Source organism: Methanoculleus sp. (assembly GCF_036677455.1).
Taxonomy (GTDB): Archaea; Halobacteriota; Methanomicrobia; order Methanomicrobiales; family Methanoculleaceae; genus Methanoculleus.
The window spans coordinates 23,273-47,366 of the sequence record NZ_JAVBWL010000004.1 but is presented as its reverse complement, the minus strand read 5'-3'; the positions used below and the strand labels follow the sequence as shown (position 1 = coordinate 47,366).

Sequence of the window (24,094 nt, the reverse complement as noted above, 5' to 3'; positions counted from 1 at the left end):
GGCGAGGGTCTTACCCACGCCACCTTGGCAGCGTCGAGAGATACTGCCGCACCATCTCTTCTGCTTTCACAGGGGGTATCCCGAGGCTTGCAGCCATCATCGGCGCGTACTGCTCGACTGCCTTCTCTTTCGTCAGATCGGGCTCGGTGAGCCCACCGTCCCGGTAACAGTAGGTGCAGTACTCCGTGCTCAGCGACCCGTCCGCCTCGGTCCCCGCGTCCTCGTCGCGGAGAAGGGGCATCCCGCAGCTCACGCAGAAGGGAACCTCTCTCCCGGTCCACCGCTTCAGGCACGAGATCTGTTCCCGGGCGAACCGTTCGGCATTTTCAGCAGGGATACCGTATAACTGCGACATGATCGCCCCGCACTTCTCCGCCATGCTCTCGATGGTGGCCCCGGGTTCGGTAAACGCGCCGTTCTGATAGCAGTAGGTGCAGTAATCGTTCGAGAGGGTGCCGTCTGTTTCCGTCCCGAAATGCTCCGCTTCGCTCATCGGCATGCCGCAACTCTGGCAGGTTCGTGGTTTGTTCGTCTCCATAGGTCTTCACCTGGCGCTGAAACGCTCAGAATAGATGAACGGGCTCGGCAGTACATAATTATTTGCAAAACGTTCCAGCGGTGCCGCCGCGACCGCCCGGAGGCGAGGAGAGCGACGGAGCCTCAACGATTGCCAGGCCGTCCCCCGGCTGAACGCGCCCGCTACTCCCCACAGGGCGGGAACCGGATCGTTATCTTCGCATCAGCGCTGTGTTCGAGCACCGCATCCTGCTGGAGCGCCCGGGCATAGCCCGTGAGGTAGGGTTCGGCCACCCGCTCATCCGCGAAGGTCTCCCTGATCGCCGCCGTTGCGCCGTCGCCGTCGATGAGGATCGTTATGCCCCCATCGGCGGCTGCTTCGGACGTGCAGGGGATCCCCCACGTCAGGAGGAGCCCCTCCATCAGGGTAGGCGGGTCGAACCGCTCCTCGTTGTGGGCAAGGAGCGCTGTTCCGTCCTCCATGCCGAGCCGCCCGGCGATGACGGCGACCTGTTCCGCGAGGGTCGGGGAGGCGTCACGGAGGAGGCCCCGGACGAGCGGCCCCGTGACGTCATGCCGCCGCAGGGCCCGGGCTACCTTGATGAGCTGCCAGTCCCGGGCAAACGAGATACCGGTACGCATATCATCCTCTCAGGATGCCGTACGTCATCACGCAGAGGCCGAGGATCACCACGACGCGAGAGAATACCGCCGACCAGGCGATAATGAAGGAATCAGGCGTGAAGATACTCACGAAGTCCGCAAACGTGATCCCCACGACCAGGGTAAAAAGCCCGTAGATGAAGAGAAGCAGGGTCGGTTGCCTCACGATCCGATAGGCGTTGAAGATGAAGGCGATGAGGAGCGTTCCGAGGAGGAGCGTCACAATCGCAAGCATCTGTTGCATGGTCTCAATCTGCAATCCGTTCATGTCTGTTCCTTGACCTTCCTCACCGATATGATCGTCTGGATATCCTTTACTCCCGGAAGACCTGAGAGCGGAACGAGGACGCTCCGTTTCAGTTCGGATATGTTCTGCACCCGGACCTTGACGAAGAAGTCCCCGGGCTCAAGCACCTCGTAGAGCTCAAGGATGCAGGGGAGACCCTGCATAAACTCCTCGACCTCCGGCTTCCCATCCGGGTGGACCCGGACGTTCAGGAAAGCGACCAGCGTATGCTCGAAACACTTCTGGTTGACGACGATGGTGAACCGCTCAAGGATACCGGCGTTCTTCAGTTTCTCGATCCGCTTGAAGACAGTTGACGGTGCGATGCCCAGCATCGAGCCGAGCTCTGCCATGGACATCCGTCCGTCTCGCCGCAGTTCCCGAAGAATCGCATCGTCGATCTCGTCCATTCGTACAATAGTTACAGGCACTTAGTTATTAAAATTCCGAATTTGATTTATACATTCAAATGGCTCCTTTTCGTTTCTACTGAAAATATCTAGCCATATTGGAAATTTATCAGGGCTCTGTTTAATGATGAATAAATGAAAACACCCCGGGAAATTGGGAATTTTTTGACATGATTCCCCGGATATCGGAAATTTTTATTCAATCTTCATGATAACTCGTTCCTCCAGGATTGACGATCCGGATGGGTTCGGGACTCCCCGCCGCATCCCGGATGGCCGTATCGATGAACTCACGGGCCGCGACAAAGGCTCGGCGCGCATCCATTCCCCGAGCAAGGTGCGCAGTGAGCGCCGCGGAGAAGCAGCACCCCGACCCGTGCACTGAGTAGGGGTAGCGCATCCCGGAGGCCTCCGTCACCCCGTCCCGGTCGATGAGGAGGTCGACCGCCGCACCGCCGGCAAGGTGCCCCCCCTTCATCACCACGGCCCGGGGACCGAGGTCGAGAATCCGCCGACCGGCCTCCGCCATATCCTCTATGGTCACGACCTGCATCCGGCCGAGCACCTCCGCCTCCGGGATGTTCGGGGTGACGACCGCCGCCTGGGGGATGAGCAGTTCCATGAGGTCAGCAACGGCGTCCTCGCGAAGCAGCCGGTGGCCCGAGGTCGAGACCATCACCGGGTCGATGACGAGGTCCGCCCCGTCCGGCAGTGCCTCTGCGACGGTCCGGATAACCGGCCGGTCGGCGAGCATCCCGGTCTTCCACGCCCCGATGAGGAAATCGTCGGCGACCGCCTCTATCTGGGCCCGCACCGCGTCCGGCGGGAGCACCCATGTCCCCCGCACCTCGCGGGTGTTCTGGGCCGTCACCGCCGTAATAACCGTCAACCCCCAGACGCCGAGCGCCGTGAACGTCTTCAAGTCGGCCTGGATACCCGCTCCTCCCCCCGAGTCGGAACCGGCGATGGAGCAGGCAGCGATCATCTGCGCACCCGTCATTCTTCATCGTTCGGCATGGATCTGCTTGAATCTTTGCCCCTCCCCCGCCACTCCCTTTATCTGATTGCGCATCGACCACTTCTACAATGGATGTAGAAGAGATCAGCCGCCGGCACCTCGCTGCCGGCACCCCTGACGACGAGATTGTGCGCATCCTCGCCCGGGACGTGCTCTCCATAAAGCGCCACCGCATAACCCCCGCCTACGCCGAGGCATTTGCCCGGGCGGTCCTCGCCGAGGCCAAAAACTCAACCGATCTCTCCGGAGACCTCTTCGCCTTTGAGCCCTCCGGGTCGACGATGGGAGAGTTCGGCGTTGGATCGAGGGGATCCGGCGACTTCTTCGCCCACCGGCAACTCGCCCGGATCATCGGCCGGACGGACGCCGCGGTTGGTGTCGACGAGATGGACGACGCCGGCGCCGTCCGTGCCGAAGGCGACTATATCATCACCACCGTCGACGGGATGCACTCCCGCCTCTCCGACTTCCCCTTCCTCGCCGGGTTCCACGTCACCCGGGCGACGCTCCGCGACGTCTACGTCATGGGTGCAAAACCCGTCGCTCTCCTCTCTGATATCCACGTCGCCGACGACGGGGACGTTGCAAAAATATTCGACTACACGGCGGGGGTCTCGGCCGTCGGCGAGGCGATGGGCGTCCCGCTCGTCACCGGCTCCACCCTCCGCATCGGCGGGGACATGGTCCTCGGGACACGGCTGACCGGGTGCGTCGGCGCCGTCGGCGTTGCCCGGCACCTCACGGCCAGGAAACAGATCGCCCCCGGCGACGTCCTCCTCATGACCGAGGGGGCCGGCGGCGGGACGATCGCCACCGCCGCGATCTACTCCGGGTTCCCGGAGGTGGTCGAGGAGACGATCAACCTCCACTTCCTCAAAGCCTGCGAGGCGCTCCTCGCAAGCGATGTCCTCGATGGGATCCACGCCATGACCGATGTCACGAACGGCGGGCTCCGGGGCGACGCATACGAGATGGCCGAGACCGCCGGCTGCCGGATTGTCGTCGTCGAAGATGAACTCCGGACGCTCGTCCGGCCGAAGGTCCTTTCGATGCTCGACGCTCTCGAGATCGACTACCTGGGCGTATCGCTCGACGCCCTCCTGGTCGTCGCACCCCCCGAGAACGCGGCGGAGATCCGGCGGGTCGTCGGGACCGCGGGCGTCGCGATGAAAGAGATCGGTTACGTCGAGGAAGGAGAGCCCGAATCGGTCCTCTCGGTCGACGGCGAGATCCGGGACTTCACGCCCCGGTTCAGGGAGTCGGCCTACACCCCGGTCAAGAAGGTCGTGGACGAAGACAAGAGGAACTTTGAGGAGATGAAAACCGGGGTCGAGCGGGCGGCGGAGGCGGCGCTTGAGAAGAAACTCCGGATCCTCTCCCGGCTCCGGTCTTCGTGAATAAACCGATCCCTGCCAGAGTGCGGGCAAGGGTGGCGGGCATCGAGACTGCGGAGGAGGGCACCGATCCCTCCCGCGAATCTCTACTTTTCCGGCTTTTTCCCGCCCGCACAGACGTTGTAGGCAAGATAGGGGAGGTTCTCCTCGACGAAGGGCTCCACCTTCCGGGCGAGCGAGAAGACCGGGTCGGCGAGGTTCAAGTGCGCAAACGAGCATCGGCCGACCGCGACATCGGTGAATCCAGCCTCTTCAAAAAGCCTCGCAATCTCGGCGTTGGTGTAGTAGTGCTCGTCAAAGTCCCCGACGCCCACTTTCTTCAAACCGACCTTCTCCCCCACCTGGTAGAAGAGCGGGACGATGCTCGTAAAGACCGTCCGGGAGAGAGTGCAGATCGCGATCCGGCCGCCGGGCTTCAGGACCCGGTAGCACTCCCGGAGCATCCCCTCCGGGTCCGGGACGTAACTGAAGGCGAGCAGGCTCGCGAGGGCGTCAAAGGTCTCGTCCCGGAACGGGAGGACGTCGGCGGTCCCGACGCAGAACCCGCTCTCCGGACAGCGCTGCCGCCCGTGCCGGACCATTCCGGGGCTGATGTCGAGCCCGACGGCCCGGCCTCCCTCCTCAACGTAGCGCTGCACGAAGAGCCCGGTCCCGCACCCGAGGTCGAGGAGGAAACCTCCCTTCGGGAGCACGCTCATCACGTGATCAGAGATATGCCTGTGGTAACTCTTCCCTCGGCGGCCGTCGTAGCGGTCGTCGTAGACGTCCGCGACCTCGTCATAATGTTGCTGTACTTTCTTCACTGAACACCTCCCGGGCGATCCGGGCAAGAAGTGCGTTGACCTGAACAAAATCGTTTGCGCTGTGGCAGAGCCGGTGGTCCGCATCGGCGAGTGCGATCGCAAGGGCCGGGTGGTTGTACTCGCGCCGGACCACCTGCCGGAGTTCGCCGACGACCTCCCGGGCCGAGAGCCCGTACTCGATCATCAGCGACTCGACGATCCTGCGTGAGGCGTCGAAGTTGCCCGCCCGTATGGCATCGAACGCAGACGCGGCGACGTTCGCGGTCTCGGAGCGGGATACCTCCGCGAGGTCGAGGTCTTTTCCCGACCCCACGGTGATCTGGAGGTACATGATCGCCCGCCGCAGGTCGCCCCGTGCGGCGTGGACGATCAGGTCGAGGTCGTCGGCCGGGCAGGCAGCGTTCTCTGCGGCGAGGATCTCCTCGAGGCGTCCACGGACAACGCTGCTCTCGATCGGTGCAAAGAAGAGCGGCAGGCAGCGCGACGCGATAGCGGGGATGATCGCCGACGGCCGGGTCGTGACGAAGATGAACCGGCAGGTGGCGCTGTAGCGCTCCATCGTCCGGCGCAGGGCCTGCTGCGCCTCAAACGTCAGGCCCTCGGCGTCCTCGACGACCATCAGTTTGAAATCCGCGTCGAGCGGGCGCATCGAGGCGTACCACTTCACGATGTACTTGAAGTTGGTGATCAGGCTCTGGTCCTTCCGGTAGACCAGGGCGAACCGCTCGTCCGCCTCAAGCGCGCTCTTCCCCCTTCCGAGGAGGCCGGCGGCGCTGAAGATGGTCGTGTTTGCTTCCCAGTTCTCGCCGTAGAGCCTCCGCGCCAGGCACTCGACGGCCACGGTCTTCCCGGTGCCGTGCGGGCCGGAGACGAGCAGGTGGGGCACGCTCCGCGCATCCGCAAACGACATGAGGTAGCGGACGACCTCGTCCTGTCCGATGATCTCGTCGCACCGCCTCGGCCGGTAGACCTCACTCCAGAGCATGGGCCAGTCTCTCTCTCATCTCATCTATTGCCGCCCGGAGAAGATAGGTATTATCCAGGGAGGCAATCAGGTGTTCACCTTCACCGGGCTTGAGGGAGCCGCACGCCGCGGTGATCGCGGGGATGGCGCGGGTCACCTCGTCGACGACCGTCAGGGTCGCCGTCCGGGCGGTCCGGGAGAGCGGGTTCAAGTCGATGGTGATGACCGTCTTGCCCATCGCCCGGAGCGCTGCACAGCGGTCCCCGTCCTCGAGCGGGACCAGGACGACATCGGCATCCCCGATCCCCTCGCGGAGCGAGAGCGCCCGGTCGTGGGAGAGCGGGACGAGCCGTTCTGGCGCACCCGTGAGGACCCGGACACCGTGCTCCGCAAGGAGCCGGGTGATCAGCACTATCCGCTCCTCTGTCCGGTGGAAGAGGTTCACCTCGACGTCGGCGCCGGACGCCTTCTGGAGCGCTGCTATCTCGGCCGCTGCCAGTGCCGCCGTGTTCCCGTTCACCGATATCACGGCGTGCCGGGCAGCAAGAAGCATCGCCGCCGCCGTCCGGGCGGCGAGGAGTGCGCTCTCGGTCGTCTTCTCGCCGATCAGGTAGTCGAACGCCTCCCCGCGCCCGTGGGCCGCGAGCCCTTCCAGGGCGACGACGCCCTCGCGGGCGCACCGGGCCAGTTGCTCGCGGGCGACCAGGGAGCGGTAACGTGGATGGTCTTTCGGTATCATGGTCTTGTCTCGATAAGGTATGCGCCGCGGCGTGCAACACGGAGGGTGTAGACCTCCCCGAACCGCGAGAGCACCCGCTCTGCGGCCTCTCCCGCGGCAAAGGCGCCGTTTCCAAGCATCGTCATGCTGGCGGGGACCTCCGCTGTGTCGCAGGCCTCGAGCACCTGCCGCACCCCCGGCGCGATGAGCCCGCTCCTCTCGGCGAACTGCCGCGAGAGGTGGCAGAGGTCCGCGAGGTCGCGGGGGCAGCGGTCGGGGTATGCTGCGGCGATCCGGGTCATCGCCTCCTCCGAGGAGAGGACCGAGGCGGTCGGGAGCGGGCCGAGGCTCACGGCGTAGAGGGGATCGTCCGGGTAAAAGCGCGCGATCTTCGCGTGGACCCCGGGACCCGTCCGGCAGACGACCCCCCCGGCCTGGCTCGCGGCAACGTCCCCGAGGCCGGTCCGGTGGAGGACCTCGGCCTCGTGCGCCCTCTCGGCCACCTCATCCGTGGAGAGGCCGAGGTCGAAGAGGCAATTTGCGGCCGTGAGCGTCGCAAGAAGCGCCGCCGCCGAGAGGCCGAACCCGGCACCGATGGGGAGCCGGCACTCCGTGACGACCCGGGCGGTGACCCCCAGCCGGTCGAGGGCGGACTCGACCGGCGGCGACCCGGCGGCCGTGTGGCCCTTGCGGACCACGGTGACGCTCGTCGACCGTGCCGGTTCAACCGTCGCGCGCACTCCCTCACTGATGACCACGCCGGCCCCGACGCTCCCGGTGGCCGCGGGACCGGACCCCTCGACCCGCCGGAAGTAGCCGGATATGTGCCCGGGGGAGAAGGCTACAGCAGTCCGGACCATATCGCGCTGGCGACCTCCTCTTTGCTCCCCGTCACGTCAGTGACGCCGTCAGCCGTCATGAGCCGGAACGATCCTTCCGTCGCCCCCATCACCGGGGGTGCGTTCACGACGACCATCCGTGCCCCTGCCTCAAGCATGGCCCGTGCCCGCTCCTCCTCGTGCCACCCGAGTTTGAAGGCCACCGTCACGGGGCGGCAGGCCGCCATAACTTCGTCGATGATCTTCGGGAGCGGGTTGAGCCGGACCGCCAGGGGCGAGCCGCTGGGGATCTTTCCCTCCCGGCGCTCGGGGGCAAAGTCCGATACCGCCGCCGCGCTCGCGTAGATATCAACCCCCTCGTCCCGGCAGACCGAAAGGACCGCCTCGCGCATCTCCCCGGCGGTCACGACACGGATGTTTCGGACGCAGGGGAACGTATCGCTATGGACTACCGTCACGTCGGCGCCGAGCCGGAAGGCCTCAAGCGCAAGCGCCCGGCCCATCCGCCCGGTCGCCCGGGTGGTCATGACCCGGACGTCGTCGATGGGCTCCGCGCACGGACCGCTCGTGATGAGGACCCGTCTTCCCGCAAGCGGCCTCCCGGAGACTGCTCGCTCGGCGTGGAGGACGATCACCTCGTTATCGGCGATCTTCGCCTTCCCCTCCTCGACCTTCGGGCCGACGATATCGATGCCCCAGGACTGGAGCCTTCGCAGGTTCCCTGCGACCGCAGGATGGCGATACATGCTCTCGTGCATCGCCGGGGCGAGGACCAACGGCATTCCCCGGCCGAGTGCCGTCGTGGCGAAGGTCGTGACGGGAGTATCATCGATCCCGCAGGCGATCTTTCCGATCGTGTTCGCCGTCGAGGGCGCGATGAGGAGGAGGTCCGCCGCCCCGCCCTCCCCGCAGTAGAGGACGTGCTCCACGAGGCCGGTTATCCGGGTCATCACAGGCCGGCCGGTCGCGTAGGCCAGGGCGTCGGGGTGGATGATCCCGGCCGCCGCCTCCGTCATCACCGCCTGCACCGTCGCGCCCCGGCGACGCAGGGCATGGGCGAGTTTCACCGTCTCGACGGCCGCGATGCTCCCCGTCACGGCGAGGACCACCGTCTTTCCCGAAAGCGTCTTCACGATATCGTCACATCCTGCACCATATGCCACGCGTGCGGACCGTATTTCTTCACCTGGCGGGAGGTGATCTCCGCCGCAAAGCCTGCATCCGCGGCCTGCTCCCGGATCGCGGCCGATGCATCCCCGATGCTGTGGACGTGGAGCACGCTCCCCGTCCGGACATGGGCGAGGGCGGCACCGAGCATCGACGGGGCGTCGAAGTGTCCCATCAGGACCCGGTCGTAGACCCCGGAGAGGAGGTCCCGCGAGTCCCCGACCTCCGCGGTGACGCGGTCTGCGACGTGGTTTGCCATACTATTGCGCTTCAGGTATTCAAAGGCTATCGGATTGATCTCCATCGCGTGGACCGTCGCGCCGGCTGCGGCCGCGGGTATTGAGAAGTAGCCGATCCCGGCGAACATATCGGCGACCCGCTCGCCGGGCCGGACGAGTGCGGCGATCCTTGCCTTCTCCGTCCGGTTTCCCTGCGCAAACATCACCCGTGTCGGGTCGAGGATGAACGTATACCCCTGCTCGCGGTGACGGATCTCGCCGGCGGTCCCGTAGAGGACCTCCGCGTCCGGGATCCGCATCTCCCCCAGGTACCCCTTCACCCACACGACACCCCGGGGACGGCAGTTCCGGACGATCTCGGCGAGCTCCTCATCCGACGGCGCGGTGCCGTGGAGGACCGCGATGTCGCCGATGAGGTGGTAGCCCCTTCCCTGGTAGGTCTCCCGGTCGGGCAGGTCCGCATCAGCCGGATGCCCCTCCCTGACCGGGACCCAGGCGGTGCCGTCCCGGACGTAGGGCCGACGGGTGCGGTCCACCCACTCCGCATCCACGAGATCGGCGAGTGTTGCCGCCGGCACTTTCCGCGCACGCATGGCGGGGGTCACCCGACGATGACCAGGCGGTCCTGCTCCTCGTCGCGGAGCACCCGGATAGGCTGTCCCTCCACCGGGAACGTCCAGGGCACCGGGTCGAGCTCCCGGGTCACGTAGGTCTTCGGGTCCATCAAGCCCACGACGTCTGGCTGCGTATAGACGACGATCGCGGACTCGGCCTCGCGAACGTTCCCGAGAAGGCGCACGATCTCGTCCTCGGCAAGGGTCCGGCCCTGGCCGCTCTGGAGGTCGAAGACCCGGAGGCGGTGGCCGTCGATATCGCGCACCTCAAAGTAGCCGCCCCGTGAGACGACCACGTCGCCCTTCTGGTAGAAGGGGAGGCGGATGGAGTAGGTGATCCGGTAGAGCGCCTTCCCCTCCTTCTCGCCGACCAACTTCGGGTGGGTCGTGAACCGCCCGCCGAGCGCCCCCGTGACCATCCGGGCGATCTCCTGGCCGAGGTGCTGCGTCCCGACGGTGATGTCGACGCCGTCTTTCGTCTCCTGGAGATCCGATATGAACGAGAACCGGTCGCCCCCCTGCTGGAGCGATTCCTCGGCCTGCTCCGCGATCTTCGTCGCGACCTCGCGCTCGTAGGCGTTGATCCTCCGGTTCGTGGCCCGCACCTGGACGATTCCCTCATAGTAGCCCCCGGAGATCCGGCTGCACCGGTCGCAGGACTCCTTCTGCCAGAGGATCTCGGTCGTGCAGGTCCCCCGGACCGGGACTGAATAGAGGGTCGCCTCCACATCGATGGTGCAGGTCGTCTTGTTCGGCCCGGTCTCCTCAGGCCGAACGGTGACCCGGATGTCTTTTGCGTCCTCATGGATACCCGTCGCCGATACGGCGAGTTCGGCGATGAGGTCCTCGCGCGGCATGTGCAGGTCCGACCAGGTCTTCCCCCGTTTCTGCGATTCGCAAACCGGGCAGTAGACGGCCGTCACGCGGGGAGTGCAGGTGAGCAGCCGGACCTCCGCGGCCCGGCACTGCGGACAGAATCCTTCCTCGGTCGGCTGGCCGCAGCGAGGGCAGATGCTCGTCTGTATGGTCATAGGTTATATCCTGAATATCTGGGCATGGGGCACGTCGCCGATCATGATGCAGTCTTCCTCGGCGATCAGTCCCATGGCGATGGCGAGTGCTACGACGCGCTTTCCTATAATGTTAGCGTTCGTCGCGCAGATCAGCGCCTCCCTGACCTCTTCCTCGGCGACACGCTCCGTGCCGTAAAATCCTCCGGTGATACAGACTTCCACGTCTCCGTGCGCGAGGGTGGTATCGAGCAGTTCTGCGTCGCAGGCAGCCACCACCTCACCGGCGCCGGGCATGCGGTGAATCTTCAGGTGCATCTCAGATCTCTTGGACGGGAGTCTTCAAAAAGGTGCGCTGGTGCGGTCAGGGAAGGACGATATCCACGCCGTAGGTGCGCGATGGGGTCTCTTGATGGATGCGCCAGGCGTCCTCTTCGGTGATGAGCTCTTCCTCGATGTAGCGGCGCGTGAACCGGGGGACGGACTTCGGCCCGATGACCGCGCCGGGCCGGGAGTTCTCGTCCATGTAGTCGCTCTCCATCGTGAACCATCGGCCGGCCCGGGCGAGCGCGGGGATCTCCTCGTGCCGCGCGATGAAGGAGGGCATGAGGGGGGTGTCGGGGGTTGCGAAGTGCTTGACGACCCGCTCGACCGGGATGCCTGCCCGCTCTGCCATATCGACGACGTCGGTGCAGGGGCCGCTCTCGGCGTGGAGCTGGACGGCGCAGTCGCAGTCGGCACCGAGTTCGAGCGCGTGGTAGAGGACTGCGTTTGAGGCGGCAAGCACCTCAGGCGCGACCTCGTAGTGGGGCCGACCGCTCTTGAGGGCAACCGCCCGCCCTTCCTCGACGTAGCGGGCCGCAAGGTCGAGCCCGCCCATCATGACGGCAGCGGCCTCGTCAAGGGTCATCCGTTCGGCAAGCCGGTTCATCTCCGCCGGGTGGACGCCGAGGACCGGGTAGACGACGAGCCCGGTCTCCCGGACCAGCTCGGCCACCCGGAGCGTCGCGTCGAAGACCTCACGGTAGTCCTCGCCCGATGAGGGTTCGATGCCGAGCGACCAGGAGGGCTTTGCGACCAGGAAGATGTGCGTCCCCCCGCTGCGGCGGAAGTCCTTTGCAGCCTCGACACCCCGGCCGTTTGCCGGGTCGATGTGGATATGGTCGTCAGTGATCGGTATCGCAGGTGGTTTCATGGAACTCGACGATCTCCATCATGGGGTAGTCGTCCTCGAGGTGCAGCCGGGCCCGGCAGGCGGTCGCGCCGACCTCGGTCGTGATCTCGGCATCGAACATCTTCCCGGCGAGCTCTGAGTAGCCGAACCGGTTCGAGACCATCATATCGCGGTTCAGCCGGACGCGGATATCCGTCACGTAGGGCTGGAGGCCGACGGCCTGCTCAATGGCGGCTTCAACGGAGGCGGCGGTCTCGCGGGCGATGGGCGTCCCGACAAACTGGTGGTAGAGGGCGCCGAGCTTGATACCGGCTTCAAACGCCGCTTTCTCGCGGTCGGTGATCATGGTTAGTAGGTTTGGGGTATGGGAGTAAGAAGGTGCGCCCCGGGCAACACGCCGGGGCCTCACTCCATGGAGGCCGCCACCTTCACCATCTCCTCTTCGCTCAGCAAACCGGTGATGCAGTACGAGATGTTTTCATCGTGCCACCGGAGCTGATTCTCCCCTTTGCCGACGACGTACGTCCCTGCGGTCCCGTCGATCACCACCTGCGTCGCGTTTCCGGTCAGGAGTTCCGGGCAGGACTTTTCGGGCGGGAAAATCACCCTGATCCGGAACTCCTCGTTTCCCCGGGTATAAAACTGGGACGTTTGGCCCTCCGCTTTCCCGTAGAACAGAGCGTAATGGAACGTATATCCTTCCGGGACGTAAGCGGGGATCCGGATATACGAGCCGAACCGGTCTTGGGCCTGCTCTGGTGTAGACGCATGCAGGGGTGTTACCCGGCCGGCCGGGTCCGGTGTTGGTTCCGGCTGCGCGCCTTCGGGCGGGACGAACGTGCAGATATCGCTCGAAACCTCGGTGTTTATCCGTATATTTGAGTATTCGGCTCGTACAATCGGCATTTCGGATTCGTAAAAGAACTCGATCTTTTTCACTACCCACGCATCGCTGTCAATCCAGATGCGAACTCGTGAGAAGAGAACGGGGGAGTACTTCAGCGGATCATCCGGCATCGCCTCGATAACATATGCCGTCTCTCCATCGATAACGTCTTCGCCGATGTATGTCGGTTCGTTTTCCTTCAGGATTGTGCTGGCAGTCGTCTGGTAATCCAGTTCAGTAAATATCGTTTGCGCCGGATCGTCTATGTTTCCATGCTGGTAACGGTTCTCCGAAGGGTAGTACCACCATAGATCTCTCCCATCAGAAACTGCAAGGGTACCGACCCCTACCTTCGGGGAAACGAGATACTCAACCCGATAGCAATAGGGCTTTTTCACAGTTATGCTCATCGTTTCTAAGACCGGGGCCTCGATGGTTAAACCGGTTGTTTTTGAAAGAATCGTTGAGTAGTCCCTGATGCTTTCTTGACGTGCGGTAAACTGATCGACGATGTCATCGCTTGCCACTTTTGTGTTCCAGACATCTGTACAGCCTGACCCTGCTATCAGTGCAAACAGAATGACCGGCAAGAGATACTTATGAACCATCCATCATCAACTCAGTGATAGTAGCCGCCTTACATGTCGTGTCAGGACAGGTATCGACGTTCGCGTTTACATCATAAATAATATCTTTCTTCATCTCATGAGACCTCTCTGTAAAAATAGTGGAAATGGATGTTTCACCATCTGGAGTCACAATAAGAGCGCGTAAATAGTTCCTGATTCAGTTCTCCCCCCCAATAGTAGTCGATATGCACGTAATCGTCGGGGGTGGGGCCGTTATTGTACTCAAACGCAGCCCTCGGCTTATACCAAATTCCACCTTCCCAGCTCCATTCGTCCTTCACCGGGATGGTCTGACCCATGAAGAAATATCCGCTTGCCACTGGATCAAGCCACAGTTCAGATGAACCATCTAAATGGTCTATATATGTGCTAGGAGATGTATCATCATCGTATCGGTAGTACCACCAGTTGTCAGTGCTTGCATCGTGGAACCATAGTTCATAAGTCCCAACATTGTTTCCGACCCCGATCCCACAGTAATACTCATATTCATGCGGCAACGAACTGCGGGAAACCTCAATGAAGGGCAGGGGGTAGATTGGATCGGGCGCAGGATCATCCCAGATTGCCGGGAATAGCAGCACCTTGCCTCCATCGGTTTGATCGTGGTATGCAACTACCAGTTCGATTGTGTCTCCTTCATTCAGGTAGATCTCTCTCTCATGATAGGCACAATATCCATACTCACTGTTTGAGTAGTAATATGGAGTTATTTTACCCGTCAGATACGTAATCTGTCGGGGGATTTTGTGGTTGAATTGAATCCATTCAGCATATAAATCCCAGTCTCCTCTCGATATTTCATATGACAGTGGATCACCTGCCTGAATAGATCTGGCTATTCCCCCACCGATAGACTTCTCCATCTCTCCAACATTTGGATAAACTGTGAAATATTCCGTGGGGAAATTGATGTTGATCGTAGTGGGATTCTGATTTAGATAACCAAACATGGTTTTTGGCATCCGTAAAACCGCGACTTCCTCATTTTCATTGATTCCCTTGAAGATATGGTACCCTGGATGATCCGCCATGCATGTGAACTGCTCATCAAATTCAGATACTGAGAATGATATATTCACGATGTTTGCATCCTGACGAGCATCCTTCGTTAAAGTCAACTTGTACGGGACAACGATCGAGATCATTTCGGACTCTTCGAGTGGTGTTGCAGGTTTTGCATCCTTTAGATAATCCGGGGAAATCGAACGATGAGTCTCGCTTTTACTATCCTGTAGTTCCCCGGTAGCCATAGCCGGCACAACGCCCACGCTCACCAGCAGCACGGCGAAGAGCGCGGAGAGGGCCCGCATTCCAATGTTTCCGTTCATTTACTTTCCTCCTGGAACATCCCCGGAGGCAGAAGAGGCGCAACCTTAAGTACGTGGAACGCGAACTACTCTCTTGCCTCCGGGCAGTGGGGGGGTTCACCCGGTCTTGGATGGATGGGGCGAGCCTCCGCCGTTTTGCGAACGCTGTTTTGAGCCTCCGCACAAGGAGATATACCCGGAGCTATATAGCATTTCTCTCACAATCCTCTACACGTCCCTCGGCTGATTGCAAAAATGGGGTGTCCGATCCAGCCCTGGGGGACGCGGACACAGGAGAGAGGCCATTCTCAAAGAGAGGTAGGCGGTGCGGTTTACGTCGCGGAGAACACGCAATGAATTAGGAATGGAAGTTCGAAAAGCCGCCAAGCTTCGCTGTGCGACACTCCTTCGTGGCCTTCGCACGTCCCGGCAGTCGCGCTCCTGAGCATCGCATTTCGCGTGAGGCTCTATCACTACCCACTCTGTCGAATCACGCGAAGTGCAACGGGTGCGATGGACGGAATGTCTGGAGTTTGAGAAGCCATCAGGCTTCGAGCCGGAGCTCGAGCACCGCGAGGCGCGAAGGGGGACCTGGTTCGATCCCCTCACCCGATCAGCTTCACCAGCCCGTGCCGCGGCTCGAGCACCTCGCCGCCCCGTTTCAGCTGCTCGAGGGTGTGCTCGATCTTGTCGCGGGAGAAGCCCTGCTGTAGCAGGATGTCGATGACCTCGTCGACCTTCGCCTGGCCGCCGGAGTCGCCGGAAACGTTCCGGATGGTCTCCTTCACCGACCGGATGATGTCGCGCTGCGACTTCGTGACCCCGGTCACGAGTTTGTCGATATCGAAGCTCCCGGTCTCGGCGTCGTAGGCGACCTGCCGGAGACAGGCGTCCACGATCTTGAGGATCCGGTCGGTGTCCTCCGTATCGACGGTGTTCGAGAGGCGCATTCGTGCGCTCGCCTCCGCAAGGCGGACCTGCGCCTCGAGCTGCCGGGCGGTGACCGGGACGGGTTTGTTCGTGCCCGCAAGGTTCCTGAGGCGCATGTAGTAGGCGATCAACGCCTCCTGGGCCCCCTCCGAGAGGATGGGGAAGCAGGTCCTCTTCGCGTAGGCGATATACTTCCGGAGAAGCGTCGGATCGATATCGGGAGTGACCGGTGAGAGCGCCCGCTCGATGTAGGCATCGTTGACATCGGGCAGCGGCGTGTAGGCGTGCTGCTTGATCAGCTCGCCGACGGAATGCGTCTTGATGATGTGCTGCGCGATCGCCCCGTCACGCTCGGCCTCGGGCTGGTCGGTCATCACGAAGATGAGGTCGAACCGCGAGAGGAGCGAGGGCGGCATATCGATCTGCTCCCCGATCGGAACAAACTGGTCGAACCTCCCCAGTTTCGGGTTTGCCGCGCCGAGGAGGGCGCAACGGGACTTCAGGGTCGCGGTGATGCCGGCCTTTGCGACCGAGATCGAGTTGCCGCACCAGACCGGGATGCCGTTTCGCCGGACATAGAGGATGTGGTTTGGGACCTCAAGGCAGTAAATCGTGCCCTTATACGGCCGCTTCTCGATATGCCGCTGTCCGTTTGTGTTGATGTTCGGCTCGTTCTGGCCGTCGCGGATGAAGGTCACCTGGTAGATGTCATGGCTCACGGTCGAGGTCCCGCCCCGTGGGTTGGGCGTGACGGTTCCGGCCTCCCGCATGAGATGGATGTTCCCGGACCACCCCTTCTTCAGCAGGAGCTCGGTGACGTCGTCGGCCAGTTTCCTCGACGAGGTCGTGTATATCGAGACCCCGGTCGTCTTGTTGACGTAGCCGTCCCCGAGCATGAGCGCGTCGAGCAGGATCCCGATCTGCTCCGGGGGGAGACTCTTCGCGTAATCGGGGACATACTTCTCGTGGCATTTCCCAAACGGCGCGAGGTGTTCTGCGAGTTGTTTTGCACTGATCGCGAAGTTCTTGCCGTCGTAGGAGAAGTTAAATGGAAGCCGTTCAAGGCACTGCCGGATTGTCTCGGCCGATTCGGGGTTCGTCTGGGATACGATCACGCGGTAGGGAACCCCCGTCTGGTAATGCCGCTGGACGGAGCCCTCGGAGAGGAAGTAGCCCAGGAACTCAAGCCAGTCGTCCATCCCGATGGTGACGGGATCGGTGAGTTTCCCTTCGGCATTCTGGTTCGCGAACTTGACGACGGGCGGGATATCGTAGGCTTCTTGCCGCTCTCCCGTCCAAACGGCGTTCTTCTTGAACCGCATCCGCTTGTGGATAGGGATCTCGTCCATGCGGATGAGCCGGAACTCTTCCCACTCGTCGGCGCGTCGGTTCAGGTTGACATACATCCGGTGGTTCGGGGTGACCGCGAGGTCGACCTGCCGCGACTTGACGTAGTATAACTCTCCGTCGTACTCCGACGCCACAAAGTTGGACGGTGATGCGTATTCGAGCCTGCCGTCGGAAGAGAGCGTCGCGACGCGGTCTTCAGCAGTGACGTCGCGGAAGAGTTTCCACCCGGCTTGTGTGAGGACCTCGGTCTCGTCGTCGTAGCACTGCTGCTCCATCGCCTCATGCAGCGCGCTCCGGTCCTCTTTCGCCATCTTGTCCATCTCGTCGACGGCGGCGATCCCCATATCGGCAAGGACCAGCGCACCGGCCTCGAGCGTCCAGCGGCCGTCGCCGAACTCGTCCTTGACGGCCGTCGCCGTCAGCCCCGCGGACGTCGACGACTTGCCGCTCGTGTAGATCCCGCGGGGCGAGAGTTTCACGACGTAGCGCAATATCTGACTCTTGGCGATACCCGGGTCGCCGACCAGGAGGACATGGATATCTCCACGAAGGCGGGAGCCGTCCGGCATATCCTTCGCGATACCGCCGAAGAGCTGGAGCGCGATCGCCTCCTTCACGTCGTCGGTCCCGAAGATCGTCGGCGCGATCGACCGGGCGATCTTCTTGTAGATCATTGGGTCGCGGGCAAGCTCCATGATCTTCGCCTCGTCCTCCTCGGTGATCGAGACCTCCTCGAACTCCTTCTCGGCGATCTCGATCGAGTTGCACTCGAGGTAGATGTCAAAGAGGGTGCTCTTCTGGCCGGAGTTGATCCTCTGGACCGATCGCAGGATGCCGTTCACCACCACCCGGTCGCCCGGTGCAACCATGCCGGTGAGGTCGTCGATGACGTCGATATCGAGTGTCTGAGGCTGCTCGCCGCCCCGGAGCCCTTCGGGAGACTCCTGTATCCGGAGCTTCTGGGCGTCGACGAACCGGCACCGGTTCATGACCAGGTCAAGCCGGGTCTTCCTCTCACAGTTCGGGCAGAAGTCGGGCTCGTCGAATCGCCCGTAGCCCTGGGGGACCGGGTCGGTGTTCTTCCCGCAGGTGCGGCAGTGGAAGACCGCGCTGACGATCCGGGGGCGGACCTCGGTCGTCTTCCTGAGGATCCCCTCGATGGCGACGAAGGTGTTGATCTGGTCGGCCCGGATATCCCGGACGTTGGTCTTCTGCGGCAGGTTCGTGAACCGGACGTTGAGCTGCTCCGGGTCCTGGCCGTCCTTCAACTTCAAGAGTTTGTTCTGGACGATCGCGTCCCGGATATCCCCGAGGACCTTGCCCGGGCTCCGCAGGAGCTCGAACGCGAGCTTGTTATTCAGGATCTTGCGGTAATCGATGATGAGCGACCGGTTGTGAGGGTACTCGCGGGAGAGCTCGGCGAGCTCCCGCTTGTACTGCTTCTTCAAAAACTTCGTCCACTCACCGACGTTGTCGGTGACTTCGACGGTTACCTCTTCGTCCACGGCCTGGATCCTCACCGGCTCTGCTCTGCGGCGAGGACAAACCGGGCGAGCAGCGCCTCCATCTGAATATCGCTGCTTGCTCCTTCCGAGAGGCGGAAGTCGGTCTCGCCGAGGGCGTCGATCAGTCTCACTTTGAGCGTCCGGTCGATGTCGCGCTGGACCAGCGCCCGGTAACACTGGTTGATCAGCTCGTTCGGGGCGATGCCCCGGCCGCGGGTCAGTTCGATGAGCGCCTGCTCGGCCTCATCGAACCTTCCTGCGATCGAGAGGTCGAGGAGTTCGTTGATCTCCGCCGGACGTGCCGTTGCGGTGATCTCGTAGATCATCTCCTCGTCGATCGCGGGCCGGAGGATGGCGGCGCCCTGCAGGGCGTTGATCGCCTTCCTCATATCCCCTGAGGCGACGTAGACGATGGCGTCGAGCGCCCCCTCCGTGACGGTGAGGCCTTCGGCTGCCGCGATCCGCCGGACCTCCTCGATGACCGCTTCGCGGTCGAGCGGCCTGAACCGGTAGATAGCGCACCGGCTCTGGATGGGGTCGATGATCTTCGAGGAGTAGTTGCACGAGAGAATGAACCGGCAGGTCCGGGCGTAGGTCTCCATCGTCCTCCGCAGGGCCGCCTGGGCATCCGTCGTCAGCGCGTCCGCCTCATCGAGGAAGAGTATCTTGAACGTCGCGCCGGCGAGCGGCGACGTCCGGGCGAACTGCTTGATCTGGTTCCGGACGACGTCGATACCGCGCTCATCGGAGGCGTTCATCTCCCGGAAGTTCATCTGCCAGGAGTCGCCGAAGAACTCCCGGGCGAGAGCCACAGCGGCGGTCGTCTTCCCTATCCCCGCGCTGCCCGTGAAGAGGAGATGCGGCAGGTTGCCGGTCTTCACGTAGGATTGAAGACGCACCACGATATCCTTCTGTCCGACCATCTCGTCGAGTCTTCTGGGCCGATACTTCTCTATCCAGATGGTGTGGCTGTCGTCCATTTGCATAGGATGTTGGTGCTCGTGCATCGTAAAAGCATCGTCACTTCCTCCGGTGATCCTTTTTAGAGGGTTAAGGGCGAACAGGTAGGTACGGATACCCTATGGAAATACCGTAGGTTCGCGTGGAGTGCCGGCGGTTCGGCACCCCGGGACCGGTAATTCCTTCCAGGGCGGACGGAACCGTATGGAACCTGCAGAACGAGTATTTGCGCGGGACTTCTCCGCCGCGCGGCACACGGCGGACTCCGGGGGCGGCCGGGACGGCTCCTACGTGGTGACGCCCGCGGGCGTCTGGTGCCGCCGCCTCTTCGTCGTCGGTGCCCTCACCGAGCGGAGGGCGAGCGGCGACCTGATGCAGGCCCGGATCGCCGACCCCACCGGGACGTTCCGGGTCACGGCCGACTGGCAGAGCCCGGACGCGGTCGAGACGCTCGGCTGCGTCGAACCGCCCGCGTTCATCGCCGTCACCGGCCGGGCGACGCTCGCCGGAACCGGTGAGCGAGCACATGCAGCACTCGCTGCCGAGGCCCTCCGCGTAGTGGACCGCACCGCCCGCGACCTCTGGGTGCTCATGACCGCCGGCGTGACGCTCGACCGCCTCGAAGCGCTCGATAAGGCGCTCCGGGAGAACGGCGGCGATGAGCGGACCATGACCGCCCTCCGGCTCTACGGCACCACAGCAGCGGATATCAGGGAGATGGCCGGGATGGTACGGACGGCGCTTGAGAGCGTCCGGTCCGATCTCGCCCCCGGCGAGATCGCGCCCGGCATCGGGCGCGATCGTCTCCTTGCCGCTCTCGAGGACCAGGGAGGTGCCCGGGGCGTCCCTATCGAGGACGCCGTCGCCGCCGGGGTGCGGGCCGGCCTCTCTGCACGGGACGCGAAGCGAGCGCTCGAAGAACTCCTTGACGAAGGGGAATGCTACCAGCCCGCATCGGGCATGATCAAACTCATCTGACAACGATATGCACCTGCGTTTTATTGAGAACGGCCCGGCCCTCCTGGTCGAGCAGGACCGGCGTGTGCTGGTCATCGCCGACCTGCACATGGGGATTGAGTCGGGCCTCGAACGTCACGGCGTCCACATCGCGAGCCGGAGCGCCGCCCGGGTCGACCGGGTGGTCGCCTGCATCGAGGAGACGGAACCCGACCTCCTCCTCCTCCTCGGGGACGTCAAGCACAACGTCCCGGTGACGAGCCGGCAGGAGTACCGGGAACTCCCCGGCGTCCTTGCAACGTTCCGGGACCGCGTGCCCATCGCCGTCGCCCCGGGAAACCACGACGGCGGTATCGGCCGCTTCCTCGAGCACGACGAACTCCTGCTTCCCGGCGGCACGCTCATCGACGGTGTCGGCTACCTCCACGGCCACACCCATCCCGCCCCTGAACTCTTCGGCCACCTCATCGTCCTCGGCCACCACCACCCGGTCGTCTCCCTGATCGATACGGTCGGGTGCGCCGCACGCGCCCGGCCGGCCTACCTCTACTCGGGGATCGATGGAGCGTGCCTCCCGGAAGGGGCGGGGGTGCCGCCTGAGCGCCGCACCCGGCTCCTCTTCGTCCCGGCCTTCAACGAGTTCGCGGGCGGGATCGACATCCAGCGGTTGCAGAAGAGCGGGCTTGGCCCCCTCTCCCGGTGCATCGACGAGAAGACTGCGGAGGTGTTCTTAGCAGATGGCACATACGTCGGCTCCCCGGCCACGCTCTGCCCCGCAGACGACCGTTGATCTCCTCGACCCCCGGGTGCGGGAGGTCGCCCGGAGGCGCGGGTTTACCGGGCTCTCGGAGGCCCAGGACCAGGCCATCCCGCTCTTGCTCGAAGGCAAAAACCTCATCCTGGTGGCACCGACCGGCACGGGAAAGACCGAGAGCGCGATGCTCCCGGTCTTTGACCGGCTCCTCGACACCACCGGCCCGGGGTTCAAGGCGCTCTACGTGACCCCGCTCCGGTCCCTGAACCGGGACATCCTCACCCGGATGGAGTGGTGGTGCCGGGAGCTCGGGCTCTCGGTCGGCGTCCGGCACGGGGATACGCCGCAGAACGAGCGGCGGAAACAGGCGCTCTCCCCGCCTGACCTCCTCATCACGACACCGGAGTCCCTGCAGGCGATCTTCATGGGCAAACGTCTCCGCGGGCACCTCAAGCATATCCGGTATGTCGTCATCGACGAGATCCACGAGCTCGCCGACAGCAAGCGGGGAGCCCAGCTTGCGGTGGCGCTCGAACGGCTGGCCGCCTACGCGGGCGAGTTCCAGCGGATCGGCCTCTCGGCGACCGTCGGGAACCCGGATGAGATCGGCCGGTTCCTCTGCGGCCCCCGTCCGTTCTCGCTCGTCGAGGTGCCGGTCGCAAACAGCCTCGATATCACCGTCCGGTTTGCCGGGGAAGACTTCGCCGCCCAGACACGGGCCGTCGGGCGGTGCCTGGACGCTCCGGGCTCAACCCTCGTCTTCGTCAACACCCGGGTGACCGCCGAGGCCCTCGGCCACCAGCTCTACCCCCGCGGGGACGTCGAGGTCCACCACGGCTCGCTCTCGCGGGACGTCAGGGTCGATGCCGAGGAGCGGTTCAGGAAGGGCGAGGTCCGGACGCTCATCGCCACGTCCTCGATGGAACTCGGGATCGATATCGGGCACATCGAGCATGTCGTCCAGTTCGGCTCTCCCCGCGAGGTCTCGCGCCTGGTACAGCGGGTCGGCCGGGCCGGCCACCGCCTCGATGCCGTCTCGCGCGGCACCGTCCTTGCCACGGGGTTTGACGACCTTCTGGAGTCGTTCGTGATCGCACGCCGGGCAAAGGCAAACGAGTGCGAGCGGATCGTCCCGCCCGCCGGCGCCGCCGATGTCCTGGCAAACCAGGTGGCGGCGATCGCGGTCGAGTACGGGGAGATCGAGGTCTCCCGCGTCCGGGAGATGATCGAGCGCTCAGGCGTCTTTGCAGGCTCTGGGTCGCTCCTCGACGGCGTCTGCTGCCAGATGGTGGAGCACCGCCTGATCCGGCTCGATGGGACCCGGATCGTCCGGACCGGGCGAGCACGGCGCTACCTCATCGAGAACCTCTCGATGATCCACGACGAGCGAAAGATGGAGATCTTCGATATCGTCTCGCGCCGGATAGTCGGGACGCTCGACGAGTCGTTCGTCCTCGGGTGGATGCACACCGGCGCGGTCTTTATCACCAAGGGCCAGCTCTGGCGGGTCCTCGAGATCGAGGGGGGCCGGATCTCGGTCGAACCGGCCACGAAGGCGAAGGGTGAGGTCCCGTCATGGGAAGGCGAACAGATCCCGGTGCCGTTCGCCGTCGCCCGGGAGGTCGGGGCGCTCCGGCGGACCCGGGCGTTCGACCGTTATACAGCCCTCTCGCCAGAGATCGCCTACGCGGAGCGGTGGATTGGACGGATGGACGAGGGCAACTACCCGGTCCCCTCGGACCGGCTCGTCACCCTCGAGAACACGGACGAGGGAGTGGTCTGCAACGTCTGCGGCGGGCATAAGGCGAACGAGGCGCTGGCCCGGGCGCTCTCGGTCCTTCTCTCGGCCCGCTATGGGACGGCCGTCGGGATCGAGGTCGGCGCCTACCGGTTCTTCCTGCGCCTGCCCGCAAACGTCCGCGCACTTGAGGTGCAGGAGACGATAGCCGCACTCGAGCCCGCGCACCTCCCGGGGATCCTGAAACTCGCCCTGAAACGGACGGCGCTCTTCAAGTGGAAACTGGTGCAGGTGGCAAAGAAGTTCGGCGCCATCGACGCGGACGCCGACTACGAGCGGTTCAGCATCCACCGGCTCATCGACCTCTTCAACGGGACCGTCATCGCGGCAGAGGCCTACCGGGAACTCTTCAGTAACTCGATGGACGTGGATGCGGCAGAGGAGATCCTTAGAGGTCTTCGCGACGGCAAGATCGCCGTCGCAGCAGGGCGGCTGAGCCCGCTCGGGAGCGAAGGGCTCTCGTCGTCACGGGACATGATTCCGCCGCCGCTGGTCGACCAGGCGGTGATCGGGACACTGATGCGGCGCCTTGAGAAAGAGGACGTCGTCCTCTTCTGCATGCACTGCCGGAAGTGGAAGAGCCGGACCGTCGTGGAACGGGTCCCTGATAAGCCGCAGTGCCCGCTCTGCAGCGCCCGCCTCATCGCGGCGTTGAAACCCTGGGACGAGCAGCTCATCCCGGCGGTGAAGAAGAAGGACAAGTCCGAGGAGGAGCGGGCAATCGAGGTCAGGTTCCTCCGGAACGCAAACATCGTCCTCTCGAGCGGCAAGAAAGCCGTGGTCGCCCTCGCTGCAAAGGGCGTCGGCCCGGAGGCGGCCTCCCGGATCCTCGCGACCCTGGCCGAGGGGGACGCCTTCTACCGGGAGATCCTCAAGGCCGAGCGGAACTACGTGAAGACGCACAGGTACTGGTGAAGGGCGATCTTCCGGGCGGGTGGGTATGACCTGCCACGGGGGTGGAGCCAGGGAGCTCACTTTGCGAGTACATCCATCTCGCACTTCAGGCGCTCAAGATCTGGGTCTGATAACTGGTGCGTGGGGATAGCCGATGGGAAGCCGTACCCTGAGAAGCGAGCCGGGGCTCCACCCATTTCCCGTATCATCCCATCCAGTGGACCGTGGTGGGTATCGCCACGTGGGGAGGGGCTGACGGGGAGGGGGCTCGCCCCCTCCCCTGTCTCTACCCAGAAAGATTAGTGT

The 24,094-nt window shown here is 63.6% G+C and carries 23 protein-coding genes; 4 read left to right on the top strand and 19 right to left on the bottom strand.

Annotation, left to right across the window (positions count from 1 at the left end):
• Nucleotides 1-10: 10 nt before the first annotated feature.
• From V6K60_RS01085 to thiD, 5 genes are all read right to left on the bottom strand, one after another.
• The gene (locus tag V6K60_RS01085; RefSeq protein ID WP_332448663.1) at nt 11-538 is read right to left on the bottom strand and encodes a zinc ribbon domain-containing protein; all 528 of its coding nucleotides are present in this window, start codon (nt 536-538) and stop codon (nt 11-13) included.
• Nucleotides 539-699: 161 nt separating this feature from the next.
• Nucleotides 700-1,158, bottom strand: coding sequence for a hypothetical protein (locus V6K60_RS01080; RefSeq protein WP_332448662.1), 459 nt, complete (start codon nt 1,156-1,158; stop codon nt 700-702).
• 1 nt (nt 1,159) lies between these two features.
• Nucleotides 1,160-1,447 (bottom strand): hypothetical protein, encoded by a 288-nt coding sequence (locus V6K60_RS01075; protein ID WP_332448661.1) that lies wholly within the window; start codon nt 1,445-1,447, stop codon nt 1,160-1,162.
• Nucleotides 1,444-1,875: an Lrp/AsnC family transcriptional regulator gene (locus tag V6K60_RS01070; RefSeq protein WP_332448660.1), complete on the bottom strand. Its 432-nt coding sequence runs from the start codon at nt 1,873-1,875 to the stop codon at nt 1,444-1,446. Before V6K60_RS01070 ends, V6K60_RS01075 begins: the two co-directional genes overlap by 4 nt.
• Before the next feature lie 199 nt (nt 1,876-2,074).
• Nucleotides 2,075-2,875: a bifunctional hydroxymethylpyrimidine kinase/phosphomethylpyrimidine kinase gene (gene thiD, locus V6K60_RS01065; protein ID WP_332448659.1), complete on the bottom strand. Its 801-nt coding sequence runs from the start codon at nt 2,873-2,875 to the stop codon at nt 2,075-2,077.
• Between the two features lie 86 nt (nt 2,876-2,961).
• On the opposite strand from thiD, the gene V6K60_RS01060 reads away from it, so the two are divergent.
• A complete protein-coding gene (locus V6K60_RS01060; RefSeq protein ID WP_332448658.1) occupies nt 2,962-4,290 on the top strand; it encodes an AIR synthase-related protein in 1,329 nt (442 codons plus the stop codon).
• Nucleotides 4,291-4,373: 83 nt separating this feature from the next.
• Here the strand turns inward: V6K60_RS01060 and V6K60_RS01055 are convergent, their stop codons facing one another.
• The 14 genes from V6K60_RS01055 to V6K60_RS00990 all read right to left on the bottom strand — a co-directional run bounded on the left by V6K60_RS01055 (nt 4,374) and on the right by V6K60_RS00990 (nt 19,405).
• The gene (locus tag V6K60_RS01055) at nt 4,374-5,090 is read right to left on the bottom strand and encodes a class I SAM-dependent methyltransferase (protein WP_332448657.1); all 717 of its coding nucleotides are present in this window, start codon (nt 5,088-5,090) and stop codon (nt 4,374-4,376) included.
• Nucleotides 5,065-6,075 carry a replication protein C gene (locus V6K60_RS01050; protein WP_332448656.1) on the bottom strand — a complete coding sequence of 337 codons (1,011 nt, stop codon included), beginning with the start codon at nt 6,073-6,075 and terminating at the stop codon, nt 5,065-5,067. Before V6K60_RS01050 ends, V6K60_RS01055 begins: the two co-directional genes overlap by 26 nt.
• Nucleotides 6,062-6,793, bottom strand: a complete 732-nt coding sequence (locus tag V6K60_RS01045; protein WP_332448655.1) for a 4-phosphopantoate--beta-alanine ligase — start codon at nt 6,791-6,793, stop codon at nt 6,062-6,064. The genes V6K60_RS01050 and V6K60_RS01045 overlap by 14 nt, the downstream gene beginning before the upstream one ends.
• Nucleotides 6,790-7,632 carry a pantoate kinase gene (locus tag V6K60_RS01040; RefSeq protein WP_332448654.1) on the bottom strand — a complete coding sequence of 281 codons (843 nt, stop codon included), beginning with the start codon at nt 7,630-7,632 and terminating at the stop codon, nt 6,790-6,792. The genes V6K60_RS01045 and V6K60_RS01040 overlap by 4 nt, the downstream gene beginning before the upstream one ends.
• Nucleotides 7,614-8,744 carry a bifunctional phosphopantothenoylcysteine decarboxylase/phosphopantothenate--cysteine ligase CoaBC gene (coaBC, locus tag V6K60_RS01035; protein WP_332448653.1) on the bottom strand — a complete coding sequence of 377 codons (1,131 nt, stop codon included), beginning with the start codon at nt 8,742-8,744 and terminating at the stop codon, nt 7,614-7,616. Before coaBC ends, V6K60_RS01040 begins: the two co-directional genes overlap by 19 nt.
• Nucleotides 8,741-9,610 carry a class I SAM-dependent methyltransferase gene (locus V6K60_RS01030; RefSeq protein ID WP_332448652.1) on the bottom strand — a complete coding sequence of 290 codons (870 nt, stop codon included), beginning with the start codon at nt 9,608-9,610 and terminating at the stop codon, nt 8,741-8,743. Before V6K60_RS01030 ends, coaBC begins: the two co-directional genes overlap by 4 nt.
• Before the next feature lie 8 nt (nt 9,611-9,618).
• Nucleotides 9,619-10,662 carry a 60S ribosomal export protein NMD3 gene (locus V6K60_RS01025; RefSeq protein WP_332448651.1) on the bottom strand — a complete coding sequence of 348 codons (1,044 nt, stop codon included), beginning with the start codon at nt 10,660-10,662 and terminating at the stop codon, nt 9,619-9,621.
• 3 nt (nt 10,663-10,665) lie between these two features.
• Nucleotides 10,666-10,959 carry a DUF424 domain-containing protein gene (locus V6K60_RS01020; protein WP_332448650.1) on the bottom strand — a complete coding sequence of 98 codons (294 nt, stop codon included), beginning with the start codon at nt 10,957-10,959 and terminating at the stop codon, nt 10,666-10,668.
• Nucleotides 10,960-11,005: 46 nt separating this feature from the next.
• Nucleotides 11,006-11,836, bottom strand: a complete 831-nt coding sequence (locus V6K60_RS01015) for a TatD family hydrolase (RefSeq protein WP_332448649.1) — start codon at nt 11,834-11,836, stop codon at nt 11,006-11,008.
• Nucleotides 11,808-12,161 carry a dihydroneopterin aldolase family protein gene (locus V6K60_RS01010; RefSeq protein ID WP_332448648.1) on the bottom strand — a complete coding sequence of 118 codons (354 nt, stop codon included), beginning with the start codon at nt 12,159-12,161 and terminating at the stop codon, nt 11,808-11,810. Before V6K60_RS01010 ends, V6K60_RS01015 begins: the two co-directional genes overlap by 29 nt.
• Before the next feature lie 59 nt (nt 12,162-12,220).
• A complete protein-coding gene (locus V6K60_RS01005; protein ID WP_332448647.1) occupies nt 12,221-13,309 on the bottom strand; it encodes a DUF4367 domain-containing protein in 1,089 nt (362 codons plus the stop codon).
• 134 nt (nt 13,310-13,443) lie between these two features.
• Complete coding sequence (locus tag V6K60_RS01000) at nt 13,444-14,661, bottom strand: hypothetical protein (RefSeq protein ID WP_332448646.1); 1,218 nt, start codon at nt 14,659-14,661, stop codon at nt 13,444-13,446.
• A 584-nt stretch (nt 14,662-15,245) separates the two neighbouring features.
• A complete protein-coding gene (locus V6K60_RS00995) occupies nt 15,246-18,425 on the bottom strand; it encodes an LAGLIDADG family homing endonuclease (protein ID WP_332448645.1) in 3,180 nt (1,059 codons plus the stop codon).
• A gap of 11 nt (nt 18,426-18,436) precedes the next feature.
• Nucleotides 18,437-19,405: a replication factor C small subunit gene (locus V6K60_RS00990; RefSeq protein WP_332448671.1), complete on the bottom strand. Its 969-nt coding sequence runs from the start codon at nt 19,403-19,405 to the stop codon at nt 18,437-18,439.
• A gap of 184 nt (nt 19,406-19,589) precedes the next feature.
• Between V6K60_RS00990 and V6K60_RS00985 the strand changes: the two genes are divergently transcribed.
• Genes V6K60_RS00985 through V6K60_RS00975 form a run of 3 tightly spaced genes read left to right on the top strand, consistent with a single transcriptional unit; the run spans nt 19,590 to nt 23,809 of the window.
• Nucleotides 19,590-20,363, top strand: a complete 774-nt coding sequence (locus V6K60_RS00985; RefSeq protein ID WP_332448644.1) for a hypothetical protein — start codon at nt 19,590-19,592, stop codon at nt 20,361-20,363.
• A gap of 7 nt (nt 20,364-20,370) precedes the next feature.
• Nucleotides 20,371-21,132 (top strand): metallophosphoesterase, encoded by a 762-nt coding sequence (locus V6K60_RS00980; RefSeq protein ID WP_332448643.1) that lies wholly within the window; start codon nt 20,371-20,373, stop codon nt 21,130-21,132.
• Nucleotides 21,080-23,809 carry a DEAD/DEAH box helicase gene (locus tag V6K60_RS00975; RefSeq protein WP_332448642.1) on the top strand — a complete coding sequence of 910 codons (2,730 nt, stop codon included), beginning with the start codon at nt 21,080-21,082 and terminating at the stop codon, nt 23,807-23,809. Before V6K60_RS00980 ends, V6K60_RS00975 begins: the two co-directional genes overlap by 53 nt.
• Nucleotides 23,810-24,094 lie beyond the last annotated feature (285 nt).

Coding starts and splice junctions, on each gene's coding strand:
- V6K60_RS01030 (WP_332448652.1), bottom strand. CDS start 9,610: ATGCGTGCGCGGAAAGTGCCGGCGGCAACACTCGCCGATCTCGTGGAT.
- V6K60_RS01010 (WP_332448648.1), bottom strand. CDS start 12,161: ATGATCACCGACCGCGAGAAAGCGGCGTTTGAAGCCGGTATCAAGCTC.
- V6K60_RS01045 (WP_332448655.1), bottom strand. CDS start 6,793: ATGATACCGAAAGACCATCCACGTTACCGCTCCCTGGTCGCCCGCGAG.
- thiD (WP_332448659.1), bottom strand. CDS start 2,875: ATGACGGGTGCGCAGATGATCGCTGCCTGCTCCATCGCCGGTTCCGAC.
- V6K60_RS01080 (WP_332448662.1), bottom strand. CDS start 1,158: ATGCGTACCGGTATCTCGTTTGCCCGGGACTGGCAGCTCATCAAGGTA.
- V6K60_RS01015 (WP_332448649.1), bottom strand. CDS start 11,836: ATGAAACCACCTGCGATACCGATCACTGACGACCATATCCACATCGAC.
- V6K60_RS01025 (WP_332448651.1), bottom strand. CDS start 10,662: ATGACCATACAGACGAGCATCTGCCCTCGCTGCGGCCAGCCGACCGAG.
- V6K60_RS01005 (WP_332448647.1), bottom strand. CDS start 13,309: ATGGTTCATAAGTATCTCTTGCCGGTCATTCTGTTTGCACTGATAGCA.
- V6K60_RS00975 (WP_332448642.1), top strand. CDS start 21,080: ATGGCACATACGTCGGCTCCCCGGCCACGCTCTGCCCCGCAGACGACC.
- V6K60_RS00980 (WP_332448643.1), top strand. CDS start 20,371: ATGCACCTGCGTTTTATTGAGAACGGCCCGGCCCTCCTGGTCGAGCAG.
- V6K60_RS01020 (WP_332448650.1), bottom strand. CDS start 10,959: ATGCACCTGAAGATTCACCGCATGCCCGGCGCCGGTGAGGTGGTGGCT.
- V6K60_RS01075 (WP_332448661.1), bottom strand. CDS start 1,447: ATGAACGGATTGCAGATTGAGACCATGCAACAGATGCTTGCGATTGTG.
- V6K60_RS01000 (WP_332448646.1), bottom strand. CDS start 14,661: ATGAACGGAAACATTGGAATGCGGGCCCTCTCCGCGCTCTTCGCCGTG.
- V6K60_RS01060 (WP_332448658.1), top strand. CDS start 2,962: ATGGATGTAGAAGAGATCAGCCGCCGGCACCTCGCTGCCGGCACCCCT.
- V6K60_RS01085 (WP_332448663.1), bottom strand. CDS start 538: ATGGAGACGAACAAACCACGAACCTGCCAGAGTTGCGGCATGCCGATG.
- V6K60_RS01040 (WP_332448654.1), bottom strand. CDS start 7,632: ATGGTCCGGACTGCTGTAGCCTTCTCCCCCGGGCACATATCCGGCTAC.
- V6K60_RS00985 (WP_332448644.1), top strand. CDS start 19,590: ATGGAACCTGCAGAACGAGTATTTGCGCGGGACTTCTCCGCCGCGCGG.
- V6K60_RS01050 (WP_332448656.1), bottom strand. CDS start 6,075: ATGCTCTGGAGTGAGGTCTACCGGCCGAGGCGGTGCGACGAGATCATC.
- V6K60_RS01070 (WP_332448660.1), bottom strand. CDS start 1,875: ATGGACGAGATCGACGATGCGATTCTTCGGGAACTGCGGCGAGACGGA.
- V6K60_RS00990 (WP_332448671.1), bottom strand. CDS start 19,405: ATGGACGACAGCCACACCATCTGGATAGAGAAGTATCGGCCCAGAAGA.